We start from the raw sequence: 16,619 nt of genomic DNA on the forward strand, positions 1-16,619 counted from the left end.
GGCGTCGACGCCTTGTTGACGTTGGTGCGCGTGCTCGTCCGCAGGCCGCGATTATGGGAACGCGACGAGGACCTCGAGAAACGCGGTGACCTGCCGCTGCCCCTGGTGTGCCTGATCCGCGAGCCGGGCGCGGACGGGTTCCTGCCCCGGCTCGACCGGGCGTTCGCGGCCAAGGTGCCGAAGGTGCCTCACGTCCTGGTCACCCCGGAGGACGCGGCGAAGCACCCCCGACGCCGTGCTGCCGCTGCTGCACGCGCTGCAGGTGAAGCTGCGCGGTGGGCAGTTCGGCCGGAACTCGCTCAAGAGGTTCGACCACTACGAACTGGCCCACCACCTCACCCGCGTGGAACTCGCGCCGAAGCAGGTGAAGTTCGAACGCCCGGTCGAGGCCGCGTTGCGCGCCTGGGGCAGGCACCGCATGTCCGGGGAAGTGGGCGAACTGGCCGACAAGGCCGGGGAGCGCGCGCAGTTCCTCATGGCGCTGACGCAGTTCGCCGGTCGGTTCATCGGCCTGTACTGGGGGCGTGACCGCGTTCCGGGGCTCGGTCGGGAGCGGCGGTGGTTCATGCGCCAGCCGTACATGGTCCCGCGGCACTCCCAGGACTTCTTCGACTTCGCCGAACGGCTGACCAAGGACCGCCGGGACTCCGAGAACCCGGACCAGTTCCGCAAGCTGCTGGTGCACGCGTTCCTGGAGGACCTGCGGGTGGCCTACCGGCGCACCAGGGCCGGGTTCCTCCCCCACCGCAAGGCGCACCGGCGGACCACGTACGTGCCCGTGCTGCTCGACGACGTCGACCCCGCCGGGTGGGAACTGCTGCGGCTGGTCAACGAGGTCCGCAACGAGACCGGGGAACTCGACCCGCTGCTGTTCGTCACGGCGAGCGGCGAGGAGCCGACCCAGCTGGTCCCGCCCAGCGCGCCGATCACGCCGAACGTGGCGGAGGAGGCGTTCAGCGCCTGGAAGGACCGGTTGCCGCGACGTCGCCAACTGCTCGCGCCGGACGCGCGCTACCTGTTCGTCAGCCTCCCCGCGGCGGTGCCGGACGGTGCCTCGCTGCGCGGTCGCGACCGGCACGCCTGGGAGATCGAGGCCCGCGAGAGCCCTCGGCCCCGCGTGGCCCGCCCGCCGCGGCGTCGGCGAGATCATGGTGGTGCTGGCGGTGCTGGCCGCCGCGACCATGCCCGCCCAGTCGCTGTGGACGCACTGGCGGGCCGGGTGCGCGTTCTTCGGTGCCGTGACCCGCGGCATCGCCACCGAGGTGACCAGGATCGACGGCGCCGACCAGTGCGTCGGCTACAGCGACAACGCCGGGCAGGTGTTCGGGCGCAACGAGCGGTTGCGGCTGGCCCAGGAGAACGTCTTCGCGCAGAACGAGGTCGCGGCGAGGCTGCACGGGCAGTCACCGGAGCGGCCCTACTTCAGCCTGGTCTACTTCGCCGGGCTGACGTTCAACCAGAGCGTCCCGGCCGCCGAGCACTCGGTCGCCGAGGAGCTGGAGGGCCTGCTCATCCGCCAGCGCCAGCTCAACAAGGAGGCGCTCAAGAACGGGCCGCTGCTGCGCATCGTCGTCGCGAACGGCGGCAGCAAGATGGCGTCCGCGCACGCCGTGGCACGTGACCTGCTCGTCCCGCTCATCGAGGCCGATCCCCGCATCCTGGGCGTGGTCGGGTTGGACCGCAGCGTCCGGCAGACGGAGCTGGCGATCAGGGAGCTGGGTGATCACGGCGTCACGACCGTCGGCACCACGTTGACCAAGGTGGGCCTGGACGGGAACTCGCCCCTCTACTTCCAGCTGGTGCCCGACAACACCCAGCAGGCCAACCTGATCGGCGATTACGCGACCCGGGTCGGCGCCACCAAGGTGACCATCTACCACCGGGCCGGGAGCGGGCCCGACGCCTACGTCGACTCCCTGGTGGAGGTCATGCAGGCGCGTCTGAAGGCCGATCCGGTCGGCGTGGTGAGCAAGGACTGGGAGCAGTCCGCGGAAGAGCTGTCGGAGGCGTGCGTCAACCAGGTCGACCGCCACGACGAGATCGCCTTCTACGCGGGCCGGGAGGACGAGTTCGGCGGTTTCCTCGAAGCGCTGCGCAACAACTGCGCAGGCCTGGACCGGCTGCCGCGCGTCGTCGCCTCCGACGCGGTGTCGCGGTTCGTCGCCCACACGCCCGACCGCAACCGCGACGAGTTCAACGGCGTGCCCCTGTCCTACGTCGGCATGGGCGGCCTGGTCGTGCTCGCCGGGCGCAACTGCGTCGCGGGCAAGTCGGGCACGGTGATCGGCGGGTCGTCCGCGCTCGACTCGTTCTGCGCCGGGTACCGCGCCCTGCGGGACGAGATCACCGGGACGCTCTCGGCCGACGAACGGCCGGTCGCGCCGTGGCCGGGTGAACGGGTCGGAGGTCTCTACGACACGGCGGGCCTCTTCGCGGGCGCCGTGCAGGAGCTGCGCCCGCAAGGGGGGACGACGCCGCACCGGGCGGCGGTCGCCCAGCGGTTCCGGGAGATGGACTACCAGGGCGCCACCGGTTTGATCACCTTCAAGCAGGACCGGATCGCCAACAACCGGAACCTGGCGATCCTGAAGCTGGCCGACATCCACGACCTGCAGGGCATCCCGGTGTGCGAGGTGATGACCGGCCTGCTCTACAGCCGGGGGCAGGAGCGGCACCCGGACACCGGGTGCCCGAAACTCGGCTGACGCCGGTGGCCGCCCGGTGTCGGTCCGGGCGGCCACGCGGTGCGGGCGCCAGGCGGCGGTGTCAGGCGGCGGTGTCAGGCGGCGGTGTCAGGCGGCGGCGCGGTCGTCGGACAGGCGGCGGCGCAGGCGGGGCTGGTGGACGGCCGGGGTGCGGTAGTCCATGTCGAGGGCACCGACGCCGGTGCCGGGCGGCACGATCGCGTCGATCCGGTCGAGCACGTCGTCGTCCAGCACGGTGTCCACGCCGGCCAGGAGGTCGTCCAGCTGGTCCATGGTGCGCGGGCCGATGATCGCGGACGTGATGCCGGGGTGGGAGATCGCGAACGCCATCGCCATGTGGGTCAACGACATCCCGGCGTCCTCGGCGACGGGGATGAGCTGCTCGACGGCGTCGAGGCGGCGTTCGTCGGTCATGTGCTTGAAGCCGTAGCTCGCCCGCCGGCTGTCGGTGTGCACGCCCTTGCGGTAGCGGCCGGTGAGCATGCCCTGGGCGAGCGGGCTCCAGACGAGGGTGCCCATGCCGTAGCGCTCGCAGACCGGCAGCACCTCGTTCTCGATGCGGCGGTCGAGGATGGAGTAGGGCGGCTGCTCGGTGCGGAACCGGGCCAGGTTGCGGCGCTCGGCGATCCACTGCGCCTCGACGATCTCCGAGGCGGGGAAGGTGGAGGTGCCGATGGCACGGACCTTGCCGGCGCGCATCAGGTCGGTGAGCACGGACAACGTCTCCTCGACGTCGGTGTCCGGCGCGGGCCGGTGCACCTGGAACAGGTCGACGTGGTCGGTGCCCAGGCGGCGCAGCGAGTTTTCGAGGGCGCGGACCAGCCAGCGGCGGGAGTTGCCCTGCCGGTTGGGGTCCTCCCCCATCGGCAGGTGCGCCTTGGTGGCCAGCACGACGTCGTCACGGCGGCCCTTGAGCGCTTTGCCGACGATCTCCTCGGACTCGCCGTGCGAGTAGATGTCCGCGGTGTCCACGAAGTTGACGCCCGCGTCCAGCGCCTTGTGGATGATGCGGACCGACTCGTCGTGGTCGGGGTTGCCCGCGGCGCCGAACATCATCGCGCCCAGGCAGTACGGGCTGACCTTGATGCCGGTCCGGCCCAGCGTGCGGTACTTCATGGCACTCCTCGTCAGTCGGGCGCTAAGCTCGGAACAAACGGAACGGTGTTCGACTTCGACGATACGGAACGTCGTTCCACTTAGCAAGGAGGAGTGTGCCGTGACCGACGACGTGGCTGGGGAGCCGCCGGGCAAGCGCGTGCGAGCCGACGCCCAGCGCAACATCGACGCCCTGCTCACGGCCGCCGCGGAGGTGTTCGCGACCTCGGGGGTGGACGCGCCGGTGCGGCAGATCACGGCCAAGGCGGGCGTGGGCGCGGGCACCCTCTACCGCCACTTCCCGCAGCGTTCGGACCTGATCGCCGCCGTGTTCCGGCACGAGGTCGACGCGTGCGCCGACGCCGCCCCCGCCCTGGCCGCGCGCTACGCGCCGGTCGAGGCACTGGACCGGTGGCTGCAGCGCTTCGCGGGGTTCGTCGGCACGAAACGCGGGCTCAGCGCCGCCCTGCACTCCGGCGACCCGGCCTACGAGAGCCTGCCCGACTACTTCCGGCAACGTTTCGTGCCCGTGCTCGGCGCCCTGCTCGACGCCGCCGCGGAAGCGGGCGAGGTCCGCTCCGACGTCGACCCCTACGACCTGCTGCGCGCGACGGCCAACCTCACCCTGCCGTCCCCGGACGACAGCGACGGCCACGCACGGCGGATGGTCGCCCTACTGGTGGACGGCCTCCGCTACGGCGCGCGGCGGTGATCAGGGACCAAGGGACTGGTGGCTGATTGCATCGAGCCAGGGCCACCGGCGTCCTGGAATGAACGCCGCGCCGGGCAACACCTGCCCAGCGCGCACGCGTACGACGGTGGACCGGTTGAGGGTGATCCGCGTGGAGATACACGAGGCACGGCAGGGGTTGCGCCCTGCAACCGGTTCACCGCCACGGCGCCCTAGCCGTTGTGACCGGCAGCCTTGCCGCACCCGAGCTCCAGGGTGGCTGACACGTTCACGACCTGACGCAGGAAGTTCCGGAACGCGTGTTCATCGGTGAAATGAAGGGCTACCGCACCGTCCGCGAAAGAGAAGAAGGCCTCCTTTCCCACCACCTCGTACTCGATGACACAGCTTGCGTCGATCTCCGCGCTCGTGCGGACCTGGGCACTAACACCGGTTTGCATCTACCTGATCACTCTTTCCGCTGGATGGTCGTACTGCTTGGCCAGAAGCGGCGCCCCCTGGCGAGACGTCTTCCCTGCCCGCCTCGAGCATCTCCGCCACCTTGGCCAAGACCTGCTCCGGCACGGTCTGCGCGTTCCAGACCGAACCGCAACCTCGGCACTGGAAGAAGGCAAGCCGCGATGTCAAGACCTTGGCGACCAGCCGGTTCTTCGGGTGAGGGCACGCGTGCCGCGGCAACCAGAGCCCGCTCATGGACCGTCCTCGGTTGACAAAGGTGAGTAGGCACGGCGGAAGTCCGTGAGATCGAACAGGACCCCCACTCGCGTAACTGTCATATGACAGCCTACATGACATATGACAATGTCATAGGACAACGAACGGGTGAATCTCCCGGTTGCTGCTTGTGATCACCCGGCAAGGCACACTTGACCTTCACCGGTCCACGACAGCGCGGAGGTAGCCACCGATGGGCGGCAGCGCCAGGCCCTCGCTGGGCAAGCGGCACGTCGGCCAGGAGTTGAGGCGACTCAGGCTCGCAGCCAAGAAGAGCCAGAAGGACGTGGCCGCCGTCGCGAGCGTCGACCAGAGCTTGATCTCCAAGGTCGAGAAGGGCGAGCGGGCGCTCAAGATCTTGGAAGTGACCGCCATCCTCGACTACCTCGAAGTGCGCGGACCGGAGCGCGACGAGGTCGTCGCCTTGGCGGAGGAGGCCCGGAAGCGCAAGCCCAAGCGGCTTCATCCGGACCCGTTCAGCGGAGCCTTCCGCCGCATCGGCGATCATGAGGACGACGCGCAGGAGATCTACTACTACCAGGGCGAACTCATCCCCGGCATGCTCCAGACCGAGGACTACGCCCGCGCGCTCATCAGCATCACCATGTCGAGCCTCTCGGAAGTCGGCAGCGAAGAGATCGAGGCCCGCGTCAGCTTCCGATTGGAACGGCAACAGCTCTTGACCCGTCCGCACTCGCCCCGCATGTGGTTCGTCATCGGTGAACCAGCACTTACTCGGCCGATGGGCGGCTACGACGTGTTGCGCGGGCAACTCGACCACCTGGCCACCGCGCCGGAGCAGTGGCCGCACGTCACGGTCCAGGTAGTGCCCAATTCGGTCCGCGACCATCCCCTGCTCGGTGGCGCCCTGACCCTCTTCCGCTTCGACGGACGCGTGCCCGACGTGGTGCACCAACAGACGTTCATTGGTGGCGGTGTGTACGTCACCGACGAAAAGGACACCGCCCAGTGCTTCCGCGCGTACGACCGTCTGAGGGCGGTGGCACTCGGACCGGAAGACTCTCGTTCCCTCATTCTCGACCACCTCGCCATGACCACGGAGGAGACGACCAAGTGACCCGAGAAGCACCCCGCCAGAGGTGGATCAAGAGCAGCTATAGCGGCGGTGCCAACAACGAGTGCGTCGAGGTCCGTTTCGGAGCCGCGTCGGGCAGCAGCGTTGATGTGCGCGATTCGAAGAAGCCGGACGGCGGCGTGCTGAGCTTCCCACCAGGAGCATGGGTGAGCTTCGGCCGGAGGTTCAAGCGGTAGCCACGTGATCGCGAGAGGTGACGGGCAGTGACGTCGAGGCCTTGGTATCGGCGGATCGGTCGCCGAAGGATGCGAAGGGTCGCCCTACTGGTGGACGGCCTGCGCTACGGCGCGCGGAAGTGATCAGAGGCCTAGGGGCGGACTGATCACCAACCGCCGGTCCACGGCCGCCACCAGCCGGTCGGCGTGGGTGGGCACGGTGGCACGTGCCCACGAGCCCAGGGCGTCGAGGAAACCGAGCAGGTCCCGCCGGACCTCTTGGAGCAGGTCGGGCAGGGCGGCGCGCGGAAGGTCCACGTACGGGCCGGTGCGGCAACGTTCCACCAGGTCGTCGTCCGCCCAGATGCGGACGACGGCGCCGCGCTGCTCCATCACGGCGTCCGGGCTGTGGCCGAGCCAGATCTCCTCGCCGTCGAGCACGCGCAGCCAGGTGCGCCACTCCTCGAGCCCGAGGCAACACCCCGGCTGGATCATGCACCCGCCCGACACGACCCGGAGACCGCCGGGCGAGTGCCGGGCGACGTTCTCGTCGGCGTCGGCGGACAGGAAGGCCTCGACCGCACCGGCCGCGTCCGGCACGTCGGCGCGCAGGTCGACGTTGCCGGCGCCGTGGGCGACCAGTGCCCACGCCGCGGCGGCGACCCGGTTCGGCGCGGGCGAGCGCGCGATCGCCAGGTGGGACTCCTCCGCCTCCACGGTCCAGAACGGGCAGTCGTCGCACCACCGCTCCAACACCGGCGTCATGGTGACCATGTGGCCATTGTGTGCGGGGCGGCCGGGGCGGCGAAGCGAATTTGCCCGCAAGGCGGAGCAGGCCCCGGCGCCGGAGCGACAGGGCCTGCGGACCGTCGGACTCAGACGCCGACCGGCTCGCGGTCCTCGGTGACGGGCTGCGCGGACTTGCGCGCGCGGCGGCGTTCCTTGCGGCCCTCGACCATCGAGTACAGCGTCGGCACCAGCACCAGGGTGAGCAGCGTGGAGCTGATCAGGCCGCCGATCACCACGATCGCCAGCGGCTTGCCGATGAACGCGCCCTCGCCGGTGATGCCCAGCGCCATCGGCAGCAGCGCGAAGATCGTGGCCGCCGCGGTCATCAGGATCGGCCGCAGCCGCCGCCGTCCGCCCTCGATCACCGCCTCGCGCACCGGCATCCCGTCCCGCCGGTACTGGTTGACCAGGTCGATCAGCACGATCGCGTTGGTCACCACGATCCCGACCAGCATCAGCATGCCGATCAGCGCGGGCAGGCCGAGCGGGGTGCCGGTGAGCAGCAGCAGGCCGATCGCGCCGGTCGCCGCGAACGGGATGGACACGAGCAGGATCAGCGGCTGCACCAGGCTGCGGAACGTCGCCACCATGATCAGGAACACGATCGCGATGGCCGCGAGCATGGCCAGCCCCAGGTCGGCGAACGTCTCGGCCTGGTCGGCGCTGACGCCACCGATGCTGTGCGTGGCACCGGCGGGCAGGTCGACCGCGTCCAGCCTCGACGTCAGGTCGGCCGTCACCGCACCCAGGTCGGAGCCGGTGGCCTTGGCCGACACGGTGGCGCTGCGCGCGCCGTCGGTCCGCCGCACCTGCACCGGGCCGTCTACCACGGCCACCTCGGCGACCTGGCCGAGCGTGACGCCACCGGGCAGCGGCAACGCGCGCAACGCGGCCACGTCGGTCGGCGCGGTGCCCGTGCGCAGCACGATCTGCTGCGAGGCGCCGTCGATCGGCAGTTGCGCCACCGGCACGCCGCGCAGCGCCTGCGCCGCGAACTGGCCGATGGTCTGGCCGCTGAGCCCCCGGGCCGCCGCGGCGTCCTGGTTCACGGTCACCTGAACGCGCGGCGCGCTCACCGACAGGTCGTTGGTGACCTCGCCGACGCCGGGCGTGCCGGACACGGCCTGCTGCACGCGGTCGGCCGCGTCCCGCAGCGAGGCGGCGTCGGGCGCGGTGACGAGCACGTCGATCGTGTCCGAGCCGAAGCCGGACGCCGCCGCGCCGAACGCCACCTCACCCGCGCCGGGCGTGTTCTTCAACTGCTCGGTCAGCCGGTCCTGCAACGCCTCCAGGTCCGTGCCCTCGCGCACGGTGGCGCGCACGCTGGTGTCGCCGTCACCGCCGAACCCGAACGCGGCCAGGCTGTTGTCCGTGCCGACGGTGACCTGGTAGGTCTCCACCTCCTCGGTGTCCGCGAGCACGCCTTCGAGCTTGCGCGCCGCGTCGTCCCGGGCGGCGAGGCTGGTGCCGGGCGGCATCTTCTGGCTGCCCTGCAACGCGTTGCCGCCCGCGTTGTCGATGAAGTTGGTCTCCAGCGAGCCGGCCAGGCCGAGCGTGCCGCCGAAGATCAGCGCGGCGATCAGCAACGTCACCCAGCGGCGCGTGGTGGCGAACTTCAGCACGGGCACGTAAGTGCGCTGCAGCGGGCTGCGCTTCTCCTTCTCCAGCACGGCCTCGCGCGCCTTCGCCGCCTCTTCGGGGTCGGTCGGCACGGCCGGGCGCTTGAGGAACCAGAACGCCAGCACCGGCACGATCGTCAGCGACACCAGCAGCGACGCGAGCAGCGCCACGGTGACCGTGATGGAGAACGGCCCGAACAGCTCGCCCGCGATGCCGCCGACGAACGCGATCGGCAGGAACACCGCGACCGTGGTCAGCGTGGACGCGGTCACCGCACCCGCCACCTCGCGCGTGCCGTCGAGCACCGCGCGTTGCTTCTCCTCGCCGTAGCCGAGGTGCCGCTTGATGTTCTCCAGCACCACGATCGAGTCGTCCACCACCCGGCCGACCGCGATCGTCAACGCGCCGAGCGTGAGCAGGTTCAACGACAGGTCGCCGGTGTAGAGGGCGATCAGCGCGACCACCACGGACAGCGGGATGGACACCGCCGTCACCAGCGTGGACCGGACGGAGAGCAGGAAGAGCAGGATCACGACCACCGCGAACAGCAGGCCGAGCAGGCCCTCCGTGGTCAGGCCGCTGATCGCCTTCTCCACCTGCGGGCCCTGGTCGAACGCGACGGTGAGCGTGGAGCCGGCCGCCTCGCCCCACTCGCCGAGCTTGGCGCGGACCTGCTGGGAGATGTCGACCGCGTTGCCGTCGGAAGTCATGGTGACGCTGATGCCCAACGTGGCCTCACCGTTGGTGCGGGTCAGCACGGTCGCCGCCTCGGGCGCGGACTCGACCCGGGCCACGTCACCGAGCTTCACCGGGCCGCCGGGCGAGGCGAGCGGCAGGTTGCGCAGGTCGTCCACGGTGCCGACCGGGCTGCCGACCTGCACGGTCAGCGTCTTGTCCGCGTCCGGGACCGTGCCGGCGGGCATGACCGCGCCCGCGGTGGTCAGGGCGGCGGTCAGCGCCTGCGGGTCGACCCGCGCCGCGCCGAGGCGGGCGTAGTCGACGGTGACGGTGACCTGGCGGTCCCGCTCACCGCTGACCGTGGCCTCCCGCACGCCCGGGATCGCCTCCAGGCCGGGCACGACCTCGGCGCGCAGCCGGGCCGCGGCGGCGATGTCGTCGTCACCGGACGTCGCGGCGAGCGCGATCACCGGGATGTCGTCGGTGCTGCCCTGGGCGACGGTCGGCTCGACACCCTGCGGCAGGCGCGGCTGGAGCCGGTTCACCGCCTGCTGCATCTGGGCCACGGCGGCGTCGATGTCGGTGCCGTAGGTGAACATCACCTGCACCGTCGCCGAGCTCTCGGCGGACCGGGTGAACACCTGCTCGACACCGTCGATGCCGCGCACGGCGGACTGGATCGGCTCGGCGACCTGGCTGTCCACCAGGTCCGGCGACGCGCCCGGGAAGGGCGCGATGACCACGGCGGCGGGCAACTCGATGGACGGGAACAGCTGCTGCTTGATCGAGGGCAGCGAGAACACACCGAAACCGATCACGAGCAGGCTGAGCAGCCCGACGAGACTTCGGTTGGCCAGGCTCAGTCGAGCCAGCACGGACATCGTGGGAATCTCCTTGGTGGGCGGACCCGCCCACGCGTCGTCGTCGGCGCGCAGCCGACCATCGGACGACTGCCCGGGGTACCGCGGGCGGATGTGCGAACGCTGGCACACGTCACCTGAGAACGGGCTCAGACATGGGTTGACCGCATCCGCGCGGCACGCCTCTGACCTGCAGTGATGCCCAGCGGCTCAAGATCGACCACCGTCGGTGATCTTTATCACGGACACACCTTCGGCACCACTACTCCTTTCGGGCGATTAACGGTAACCGTTCGTAACACACCCCTCGTGCGGGTGATGTGACCAGTACGAAGTGTGACTGCCATCACTCACAGGGGGACTCCATGCCGCTCAACGCGATCTCCACCGAGAACCAGAGACCGGGCAACCCGGCGAGCGAGTGGGACCTCGGTGGACCGGCGTCGCCCGCCATCGAGGGCTTCGCCACCAGGATGAGCGTCAACCGCGGCACGACGGTCCACTTCAAGATCAACACGACCTCGTCGAACTACCGGATCGACGTGTACCGGCTCGGCTACTACGGGGGCCTGGGCGCCCGGAAGGTCACGACGATCCAGCGCAACACCCCCTCGCCCCAGCCCGCGCCCGGCGGCGACCCGGCGATCGGCCTCTACGACGCGGGCAACTGGAGCGTCACGGCGTCGTGGGCGGTCCCGGCGGACGCGGTGTCCGGCGTGTACCTGGCCAAGCTCGTCCGCCAGGACGGCGTGGCGGGCGCGTCCCACATCCCGTTCGTGGTGCGCGCCGACGGCACCGAGCACGACCTGGTCTTCCAGACCTCGGACACCACGTGGCACGCCTACAACGGCTGGGGCGGCGCCAACCTGTACGGCGGCAACGCGGCGACCCCGAACGGCCGCGCGTACAAGGTCAGCTACAACCGCCCGATCGGCACCCGCCACGGCGTCGGCCTGGCCGCCGGGCCGCAGGACTACGTGATGAGCGCCGAGTACGCGGCGATCCGGTGGCTGGAGCGCAACGGCTACGACGTCACCTACCTCAGCGCGGTCGACGTCGGACCGGGCAACGTGCCGTTGACGCGGTACAAGGCGTTCCTGTCCACCGGCCACGACGAGTACTGGTCGGGCGACCAGCACGCGCACGTCCAAGCGGCCCGGGACGCGGGCGTGCACCTGGTCTTCATGAGCGGCAACGAGGTGTACTGGAAGACCCGGTGGGAGCCCGACCTCAACGGCACGCCCGGCCGCACGCTGGTCTGCTACAAGGAGACCTGGGCCGGTACCAAGATCGACCCGAGCCCGGAGTGGACCGGCACCTTCCGCGACCCGTCGTTCACCCCGCCGTCCGACGGCGGGCGGCCGGAGAACTCCCTGACCGGCACGATCTTCCAGGTCGACTCCTACCGCTACGACGTCATCGAGGTGCCGCACCCGATGACGCGGCTGAGGTTCTGGCGCGACACCGAGGTCGCGCTGACCGCGCCCGGCGGCACGGCCGAGCTGGTGCCGGGGCTGCTCGGCTACGAGTGGGACGAGTCGCCGAACAACCGGTTCCGCCCACCGGGCCTGGTCCGGCTGTCGAGCACCCCGCTGGACGTGCACGCCTACCTGGTCGACTACGGCCTCACCACCGCCGCCGCGCACGCCACGCACCACCTCACGCTCTACCGGGCGCCGAGCGGGGCGATCGTGTTCGGCGCGGGCACCGTCTTCTGGGCGTTCGGGCTCGACGCCGAGCACGACGAGACCAGCAACGGCACCTACCCCGCCGTCACCGTGGACCGCGACGTGCAGCAGGCGATGGTGAACCTGTTCGCCGACATGACCGTGCAGCCCACCACGCCGCAGGCGGACCTCGTGGTCGCGACCGCCTCGACCGACGTCACGCCGCCGACCGCGGTCATCACGGCCCCGGTGAACGGCGCGACCGTCGTGCAGCAGCAGAAGGTCGTGGTCAGCGGCACGGCCGGCGATGTCGGGGGCGTCGTCGCGGCGGTGGAGGTCTCCACCGACGGCGGCACGTCCTGGCGCGCGGCCCAGGGCACCGCGAACTGGTCGTTCGACTGGTGGCCCCACCTGCCGGGGCAGCACACGATCCGGGTGCGGGCGGTGGACGACAGCCTCAACGTCCAGTCGCCCGCCGCGAGCGTGACGGTGACCGTGACGCCGTCGGCGTCGGTCCGGCTGTTCGACCCGAGCGACGTGCCGTTCACCCTGCGCACGGCCGAGCACGCCGCATTGGAGCTCGGCGTGCGGTTCTCGGTGAACACGGCGGGTTCCGCGACCGGCGTCCGCTTCTACAAGAACCCGCACGTCACCGGCTCCCACGAGGCGCACCTGTGGAGCGGCGACGGCACGCTGCTCGCGTCGGCGGCGTTCACCGGCGAGACGGCGAGCGGCTGGCAGCAGGCGAACTTCCCCGCGCCCGTCGCCCTGTCCCCCGGCGCCACCTACGTCGCGTCGTACCACAACGTCGGCTTCTACTCCGCCGACTCGAACTACTTCACCAGCGCGCGCACCGGTGGCGCGGTGACGGCGCCCGCCGGGGACAACGGCGTGTTCGCCTACGGCGCGTCCGCGATCTTCCCGGCGACCTCGTTCCGAAGCACCAACTACTGGGTCGACGTCGTCTTCGCGCGGGCGGGCGGCGCGGGCAACCTGCCGCCGGTCGCCGGCAACGACAGCGGGTTCACCACCAACCAGGGCACCGCGATCGTGATCCCGGCCGCCGCGCTGCTGGCCAACGACACCGACCCCAACGGCTACCCGCTGTCGGTCACCGGCGCGGACAACCCCGTCAACGGCACGGTGACCTGGTCGGCGGCCGCGCAGGCGGTGACGTTCACGCCCGGTGCCGGCTTCTCGGGCCTGGCGACGTTCCGGTACACGATCACCAACGGCCACAACGCCCCGGTGTCGGCGACCGTGTCGGTGTCGGTGCTGGCCGCGGCCGTCCGGCAGACGCTGTTCAAGCCGACCGACACCCCGGCGATCGCGGGCTTCGACGACCCCCACCCGGTCAACCTCGGCGTGAAGTTCCGCTGCACCTCGCCGGGCGCGAAGGCCAAGGGCGTCCGGTTCTACAAGGCGCCGCAGAACGGCGGCACGCACGCGGCCCGCCTGTGGACCGCGAACGGGGTGCTGCTCGCGTCGGCGACGTTCAGCGGCGAGACCGCGAGCGGGTGGCAGGAGGCGACGTTCCCGACACCGGTCGACCTCACCACCGACACCACCTACGTCGCGTCGTACCACACCACGGCCGGGAACTACGCCGTGACCGGGAACTTCTTCGCCAACGCGGTCACCCGCGGCGCGCTCGTCGCGCCGTCCAGCGGCAGTTCCGACGGGAACGGCGTCTTCGCCTACGGCCCGTCCCCGGCGTTCCCGAACTCGTCGTACAACGCCACGAACTACTGGGTGGACGTGGTGGTCGACGCCCCTTCCCCGCTGCTGCGGACCCTGTTCGAGGCCGGTGACACGCCCGAGATCGTGACGGTGGCCGACACGGGGCCGGTGCAGCTGGGCACGAAGTTCCGCACGTCGGCGACGGACGCGACGGCCGTCGGCCTCCGGTTCTACAAGGGACCGCAGAACACCGGCACCCACACGGGGCACCTGTGGACGGCGAGCGGCGTGCTGCTCGCGTCGGCGACGTTCAGCGGCGAGACGGCGAGCGGCTGGCAGCAGGTCGTGTTCGGCACGCCCGTGCCGCTGGCCGCGGACACCACCTACGTCGCGTCGTACCACACGAACGCGCCGTACTCGGCCACCGGGAACTTCTTCGGTGCCGACCACGTGAAGGGCACGTTGACCGGCTTGTCGAGCGCGGGTAGCGGCGGCAACGGGGTGTTCACGTACGGGCCGGCGGGCAGCTTCCCCAGTTCCAGCTTCAACGCCACGAACTACTGGGTGGACGTGGTGGTGCGGTCGAGCTGACCGCGGCCGGTGTGGCGCAGCCAGAGCAGGCCGAGGACGGGGAGGACGAGCGGGATGAACAGGTAGCCGCCGCCGAAGTCCGACCACACCGTGGCGTCCGGGAAGGCGTCGGGGAAGGCGAGGCTCGCGGCGCCGATGATGAGCACTCCGGCCAGCTCGACCCCGCAGGCGAGGTAGGCGATCGGGCGGGGCACGGTGCCGGCCAGGGCGACGGTGGCGAGGATGTAAACGACGGCGGCGAACGCCGAGAGGGCGTAGGCCAGTGGTGCCTGGTCGAAGCGGGTGGCGATCTGGACCGCGGAGCGGGAGGTGGCGGCGAGGGCGAAGATCCCGTACACGGCGATCAGCATCCGGCCGGGGCCGGATCGGGTGGTGACCTTGAGTTGGTCGTGGGGCTGCTGGTTCTGGGGCTGGGGCTGGGGCTGGTCAGACATGGGCGGTTTCCCAGAGTTGGTTGAGGCGCAGGATCATCGCCGGGACGCTCAGGAGGGTCACGGCCAGGACGCCGGCGCCCCACCGTGACCGGTCGCCCAGTGCCCAGTAGGCCCCGATCGGTGGGATCAGGACGACCGAGATCAGGTAGCCGAAGAAGGTCGGCGTGTCCAGGGTGGCGCGGTCGGTGGTCAGCACGTTCACCGTGACCAGGATCGCTTGGATGAGCAGGCCGGCTTCGAGGAGCACGACGACGGCGGCGAGGCCGAGGGTCGGCTTGGTGGCGAGCGTGATGGGGCGGTCGGTGATGACCAGCACCAGCGACCACAGGGCCGCGACGAGCGCGACGACCGTCAGGGCGGTCGCGAGGACTTGGATCATGAGGGTGTTCCGTGGGGTAGGGGCTGGGTGGGAGCGGCTGTGTGGTCCGGTCCGGCTCGATTTGACATGGGGCCCTTACGGGCACTCCAGGCAGGCCAAACCCGGCAGGCCCGGCGGGGAAGAGCGTCCCGCCAGGCCTGCCGGCTTCGACCAGCCTAAAGCACCCGAACCCATGTCAATCGAGCCTCGGTGGGCGGGCGACGGGTCCGTTGGGGTAGGTAGCGGCAGCGATAACCCACTCTTCCCGGCAAGGAGGTCAGGGGCGGGTGGATCGGAGGCCGCGCCGCCACACGGCGGCCACGGCGCTGATCGCGGTGATGTCGGTGGTCGGGTCGCCGTGGACCAGTAGTAGGTCGGCGCGCAGGCCCGGCGTGACCCGGCCCCGGTCGGTCAGTCCGAAGTGGACGGCGGGTGTGCTGGTGGCGGAGGCCAGGGCTTGGGTCGGGGTCAGGCCGGCTTGGGTGAGCAGTTCCAGTTCGCGGTGCATGGCGGTGCCGTGTTGGGGTGACCAGGGGTTCGCGTCCGTGCCCGCCACGAGCGGCACGCCGGCTTCGTGCAGGGTGCGGGCGGCGTGCATGGCGTGGTCGAAGCTGCCGTGTGCCGCGTGGTCGATGGTGGGGGTTTGGTCGGTGATGGACTCGAAGTAGGCGAGGGTGGTGACGACGAAGAGGCCGCGGTCGGCGATGCGGGACACCAGGTCGTCGGCGGTGTCGCACCACACGTGGGCCAGGCCGTCGACGCCCGCGTCCACGGCGATCCCGACCTCCTTCGCGGTGATGGCGTGGGCGATGACCTGCAGGCCGTGCGCGTGCGCAGTGTCGACCAGGACCTTTACCACGTGCGGTGCGAGGGTGGGCAGGTTGGTGCCGTGGACGGTGCCGTCGTCGATCACGACCTTCAGGTAGTCCGCGCCGTCGGCCACCCGGTCCGCGACGAACGCGCGTGCTTGGGCGGGGTTGGCGACGGTCTCGAACGGTTCGGCGGCGTCACCGAACTCGGCGCCGATCGCGTCCAGGAGTTGGCTCGGGTGCCCGCCGGGTGCGGTGGCGAGCAGGCCCGCGCTGCGCAGGTCGGCGACGTCGTCCCGGGACGCGGCGAGCGCGCGTTGCCTGGCCAGGTTGCCCGGCAGGCAGAACATGTCCAGTTCGGTCGTCACACCGGCCGCCAGGGCTTGCGCCAGGCTGCCGTCGAACACGTGGGTGTGGCCGTCGACCAGGCCCGGCAGCAGGGTCATGCCCCGGCCGTCCACCTCGGCGTCGACCCGACCACCGGGTTCGGCGATCAGCGGGCCGTCGACCAGCACGTCGGCGCGCGGCACGACGCGGTGGCCGTCGAACAGGCGCACATCACGGATCAGGGTTCGCACGGTGTCTCCCTCCAGCGGATTCGTCGCCGATCAAGAGGGAACGAGGCCCACCGACTGTGACGTGCTGAGGTCTACGTCACAGCCCGTCACAGTCGGCCC

The 16,619-nt window shown here is 70.8% G+C and carries 13 protein-coding genes; 5 read left to right on the forward strand and 8 right to left on the reverse strand.

Features of this window, described 5'->3' with window-relative positions; translation table 11 throughout:
- Positions 1-199: 199 nt before the first annotated feature.
- A complete protein-coding gene (locus A6A25_RS43135; protein WP_143193270.1) occupies positions 200-685 on the reverse strand; it encodes a hypothetical protein in 486 nt (161 codons plus the stop codon).
- Between the two features lie 364 nt (positions 686-1,049).
- On the opposite strand from A6A25_RS43135, the gene A6A25_RS19650 reads away from it, so the two are divergent.
- Positions 1,050-2,705, forward strand: coding sequence for an ABC transporter substrate-binding protein (locus A6A25_RS19650; protein ID WP_143193271.1), 1,656 nt, complete (start codon positions 1,050-1,052; stop codon positions 2,703-2,705).
- Positions 2,706-2,792: 87 nt separating this feature from the next.
- Here the strand turns inward: A6A25_RS19650 and A6A25_RS19655 are convergent, their stop codons facing one another.
- On the reverse strand, positions 2,793-3,821 hold the full coding sequence (locus A6A25_RS19655) for an aldo/keto reductase (RefSeq protein WP_073892109.1): 1,029 nt from the start codon (positions 3,819-3,821) through the stop codon (positions 2,793-2,795).
- A gap of 100 nt (positions 3,822-3,921) precedes the next feature.
- Here A6A25_RS19655 and A6A25_RS19660 point away from each other — a divergent pair, with 100 nt between their 5' ends.
- Entirely contained in the window at positions 3,922-4,512 is a 591-nt protein-coding gene (locus tag A6A25_RS19660; RefSeq protein ID WP_073892111.1) for a TetR/AcrR family transcriptional regulator, read from the forward strand.
- A gap of 191 nt (positions 4,513-4,703) precedes the next feature.
- On the opposite strand, the gene A6A25_RS19665 is transcribed toward A6A25_RS19660, so the two are convergent.
- Positions 4,704-4,931: a hypothetical protein gene (locus tag A6A25_RS19665; protein ID WP_073892113.1), complete on the reverse strand. Its 228-nt coding sequence runs from the start codon at positions 4,929-4,931 to the stop codon at positions 4,704-4,706.
- A 467-nt stretch (positions 4,932-5,398) separates the two neighbouring features.
- Here A6A25_RS19665 and A6A25_RS19670 point away from each other — a divergent pair, with 467 nt between their 5' ends.
- Positions 5,399-6,283: a helix-turn-helix domain-containing protein gene (locus A6A25_RS19670; RefSeq protein WP_073892114.1), complete on the forward strand. Its 885-nt coding sequence runs from the start codon at positions 5,399-5,401 to the stop codon at positions 6,281-6,283.
- Entirely contained in the window at positions 6,280-6,477 is a 198-nt protein-coding gene (locus A6A25_RS19675; protein ID WP_073892116.1) for a DUF397 domain-containing protein, read from the forward strand. The genes A6A25_RS19670 and A6A25_RS19675 overlap by 4 nt, the downstream gene beginning before the upstream one ends.
- 123 nt (positions 6,478-6,600) lie before the next feature.
- On the opposite strand, the gene A6A25_RS44110 is transcribed toward A6A25_RS19675, so the two are convergent.
- On the reverse strand, positions 6,601-7,230 hold the full coding sequence (locus A6A25_RS44110; RefSeq protein WP_158073762.1) for a hypothetical protein: 630 nt from the start codon (positions 7,228-7,230) through the stop codon (positions 6,601-6,603).
- A 101-nt stretch (positions 7,231-7,331) separates the two neighbouring features.
- Complete coding sequence (locus A6A25_RS19685; protein WP_073892178.1) at positions 7,332-10,424, reverse strand: efflux RND transporter permease subunit; 3,093 nt, start codon at positions 10,422-10,424, stop codon at positions 7,332-7,334.
- A 344-nt stretch (positions 10,425-10,768) separates the two neighbouring features.
- On the opposite strand from A6A25_RS19685, the gene A6A25_RS19690 reads away from it, so the two are divergent.
- Positions 10,769-14,341, forward strand: coding sequence for a DUF4082 domain-containing protein (locus A6A25_RS19690; RefSeq protein WP_073892119.1), 3,573 nt, complete (start codon positions 10,769-10,771; stop codon positions 14,339-14,341).
- Here A6A25_RS19690 and A6A25_RS19695 read toward each other — a convergent pair.
- From A6A25_RS19695 to A6A25_RS19705, 3 genes are all read right to left on the reverse strand, one after another.
- Entirely contained in the window at positions 14,308-14,775 is a 468-nt protein-coding gene (locus A6A25_RS19695; RefSeq protein ID WP_073892121.1) for a hypothetical protein, read from the reverse strand. The genes A6A25_RS19690 and A6A25_RS19695 overlap by 34 nt on opposite strands.
- Positions 14,768-15,154, reverse strand: a complete 387-nt coding sequence (locus A6A25_RS19700) for a hypothetical protein (protein WP_073892122.1) — start codon at positions 15,152-15,154, stop codon at positions 14,768-14,770. Before A6A25_RS19700 ends, A6A25_RS19695 begins: the two co-directional genes overlap by 8 nt.
- A gap of 256 nt (positions 15,155-15,410) precedes the next feature.
- A complete protein-coding gene (locus tag A6A25_RS19705) occupies positions 15,411-16,520 on the reverse strand; it encodes an amidohydrolase family protein (protein ID WP_073892124.1) in 1,110 nt (369 codons plus the stop codon).
- Positions 16,521-16,619 lie beyond the last annotated feature (99 nt).

This window comes from Saccharothrix sp. CB00851, assembly GCF_001905065.1.
GTDB lineage: Bacteria > Actinomycetota > Actinomycetes > Mycobacteriales > Pseudonocardiaceae > Actinosynnema.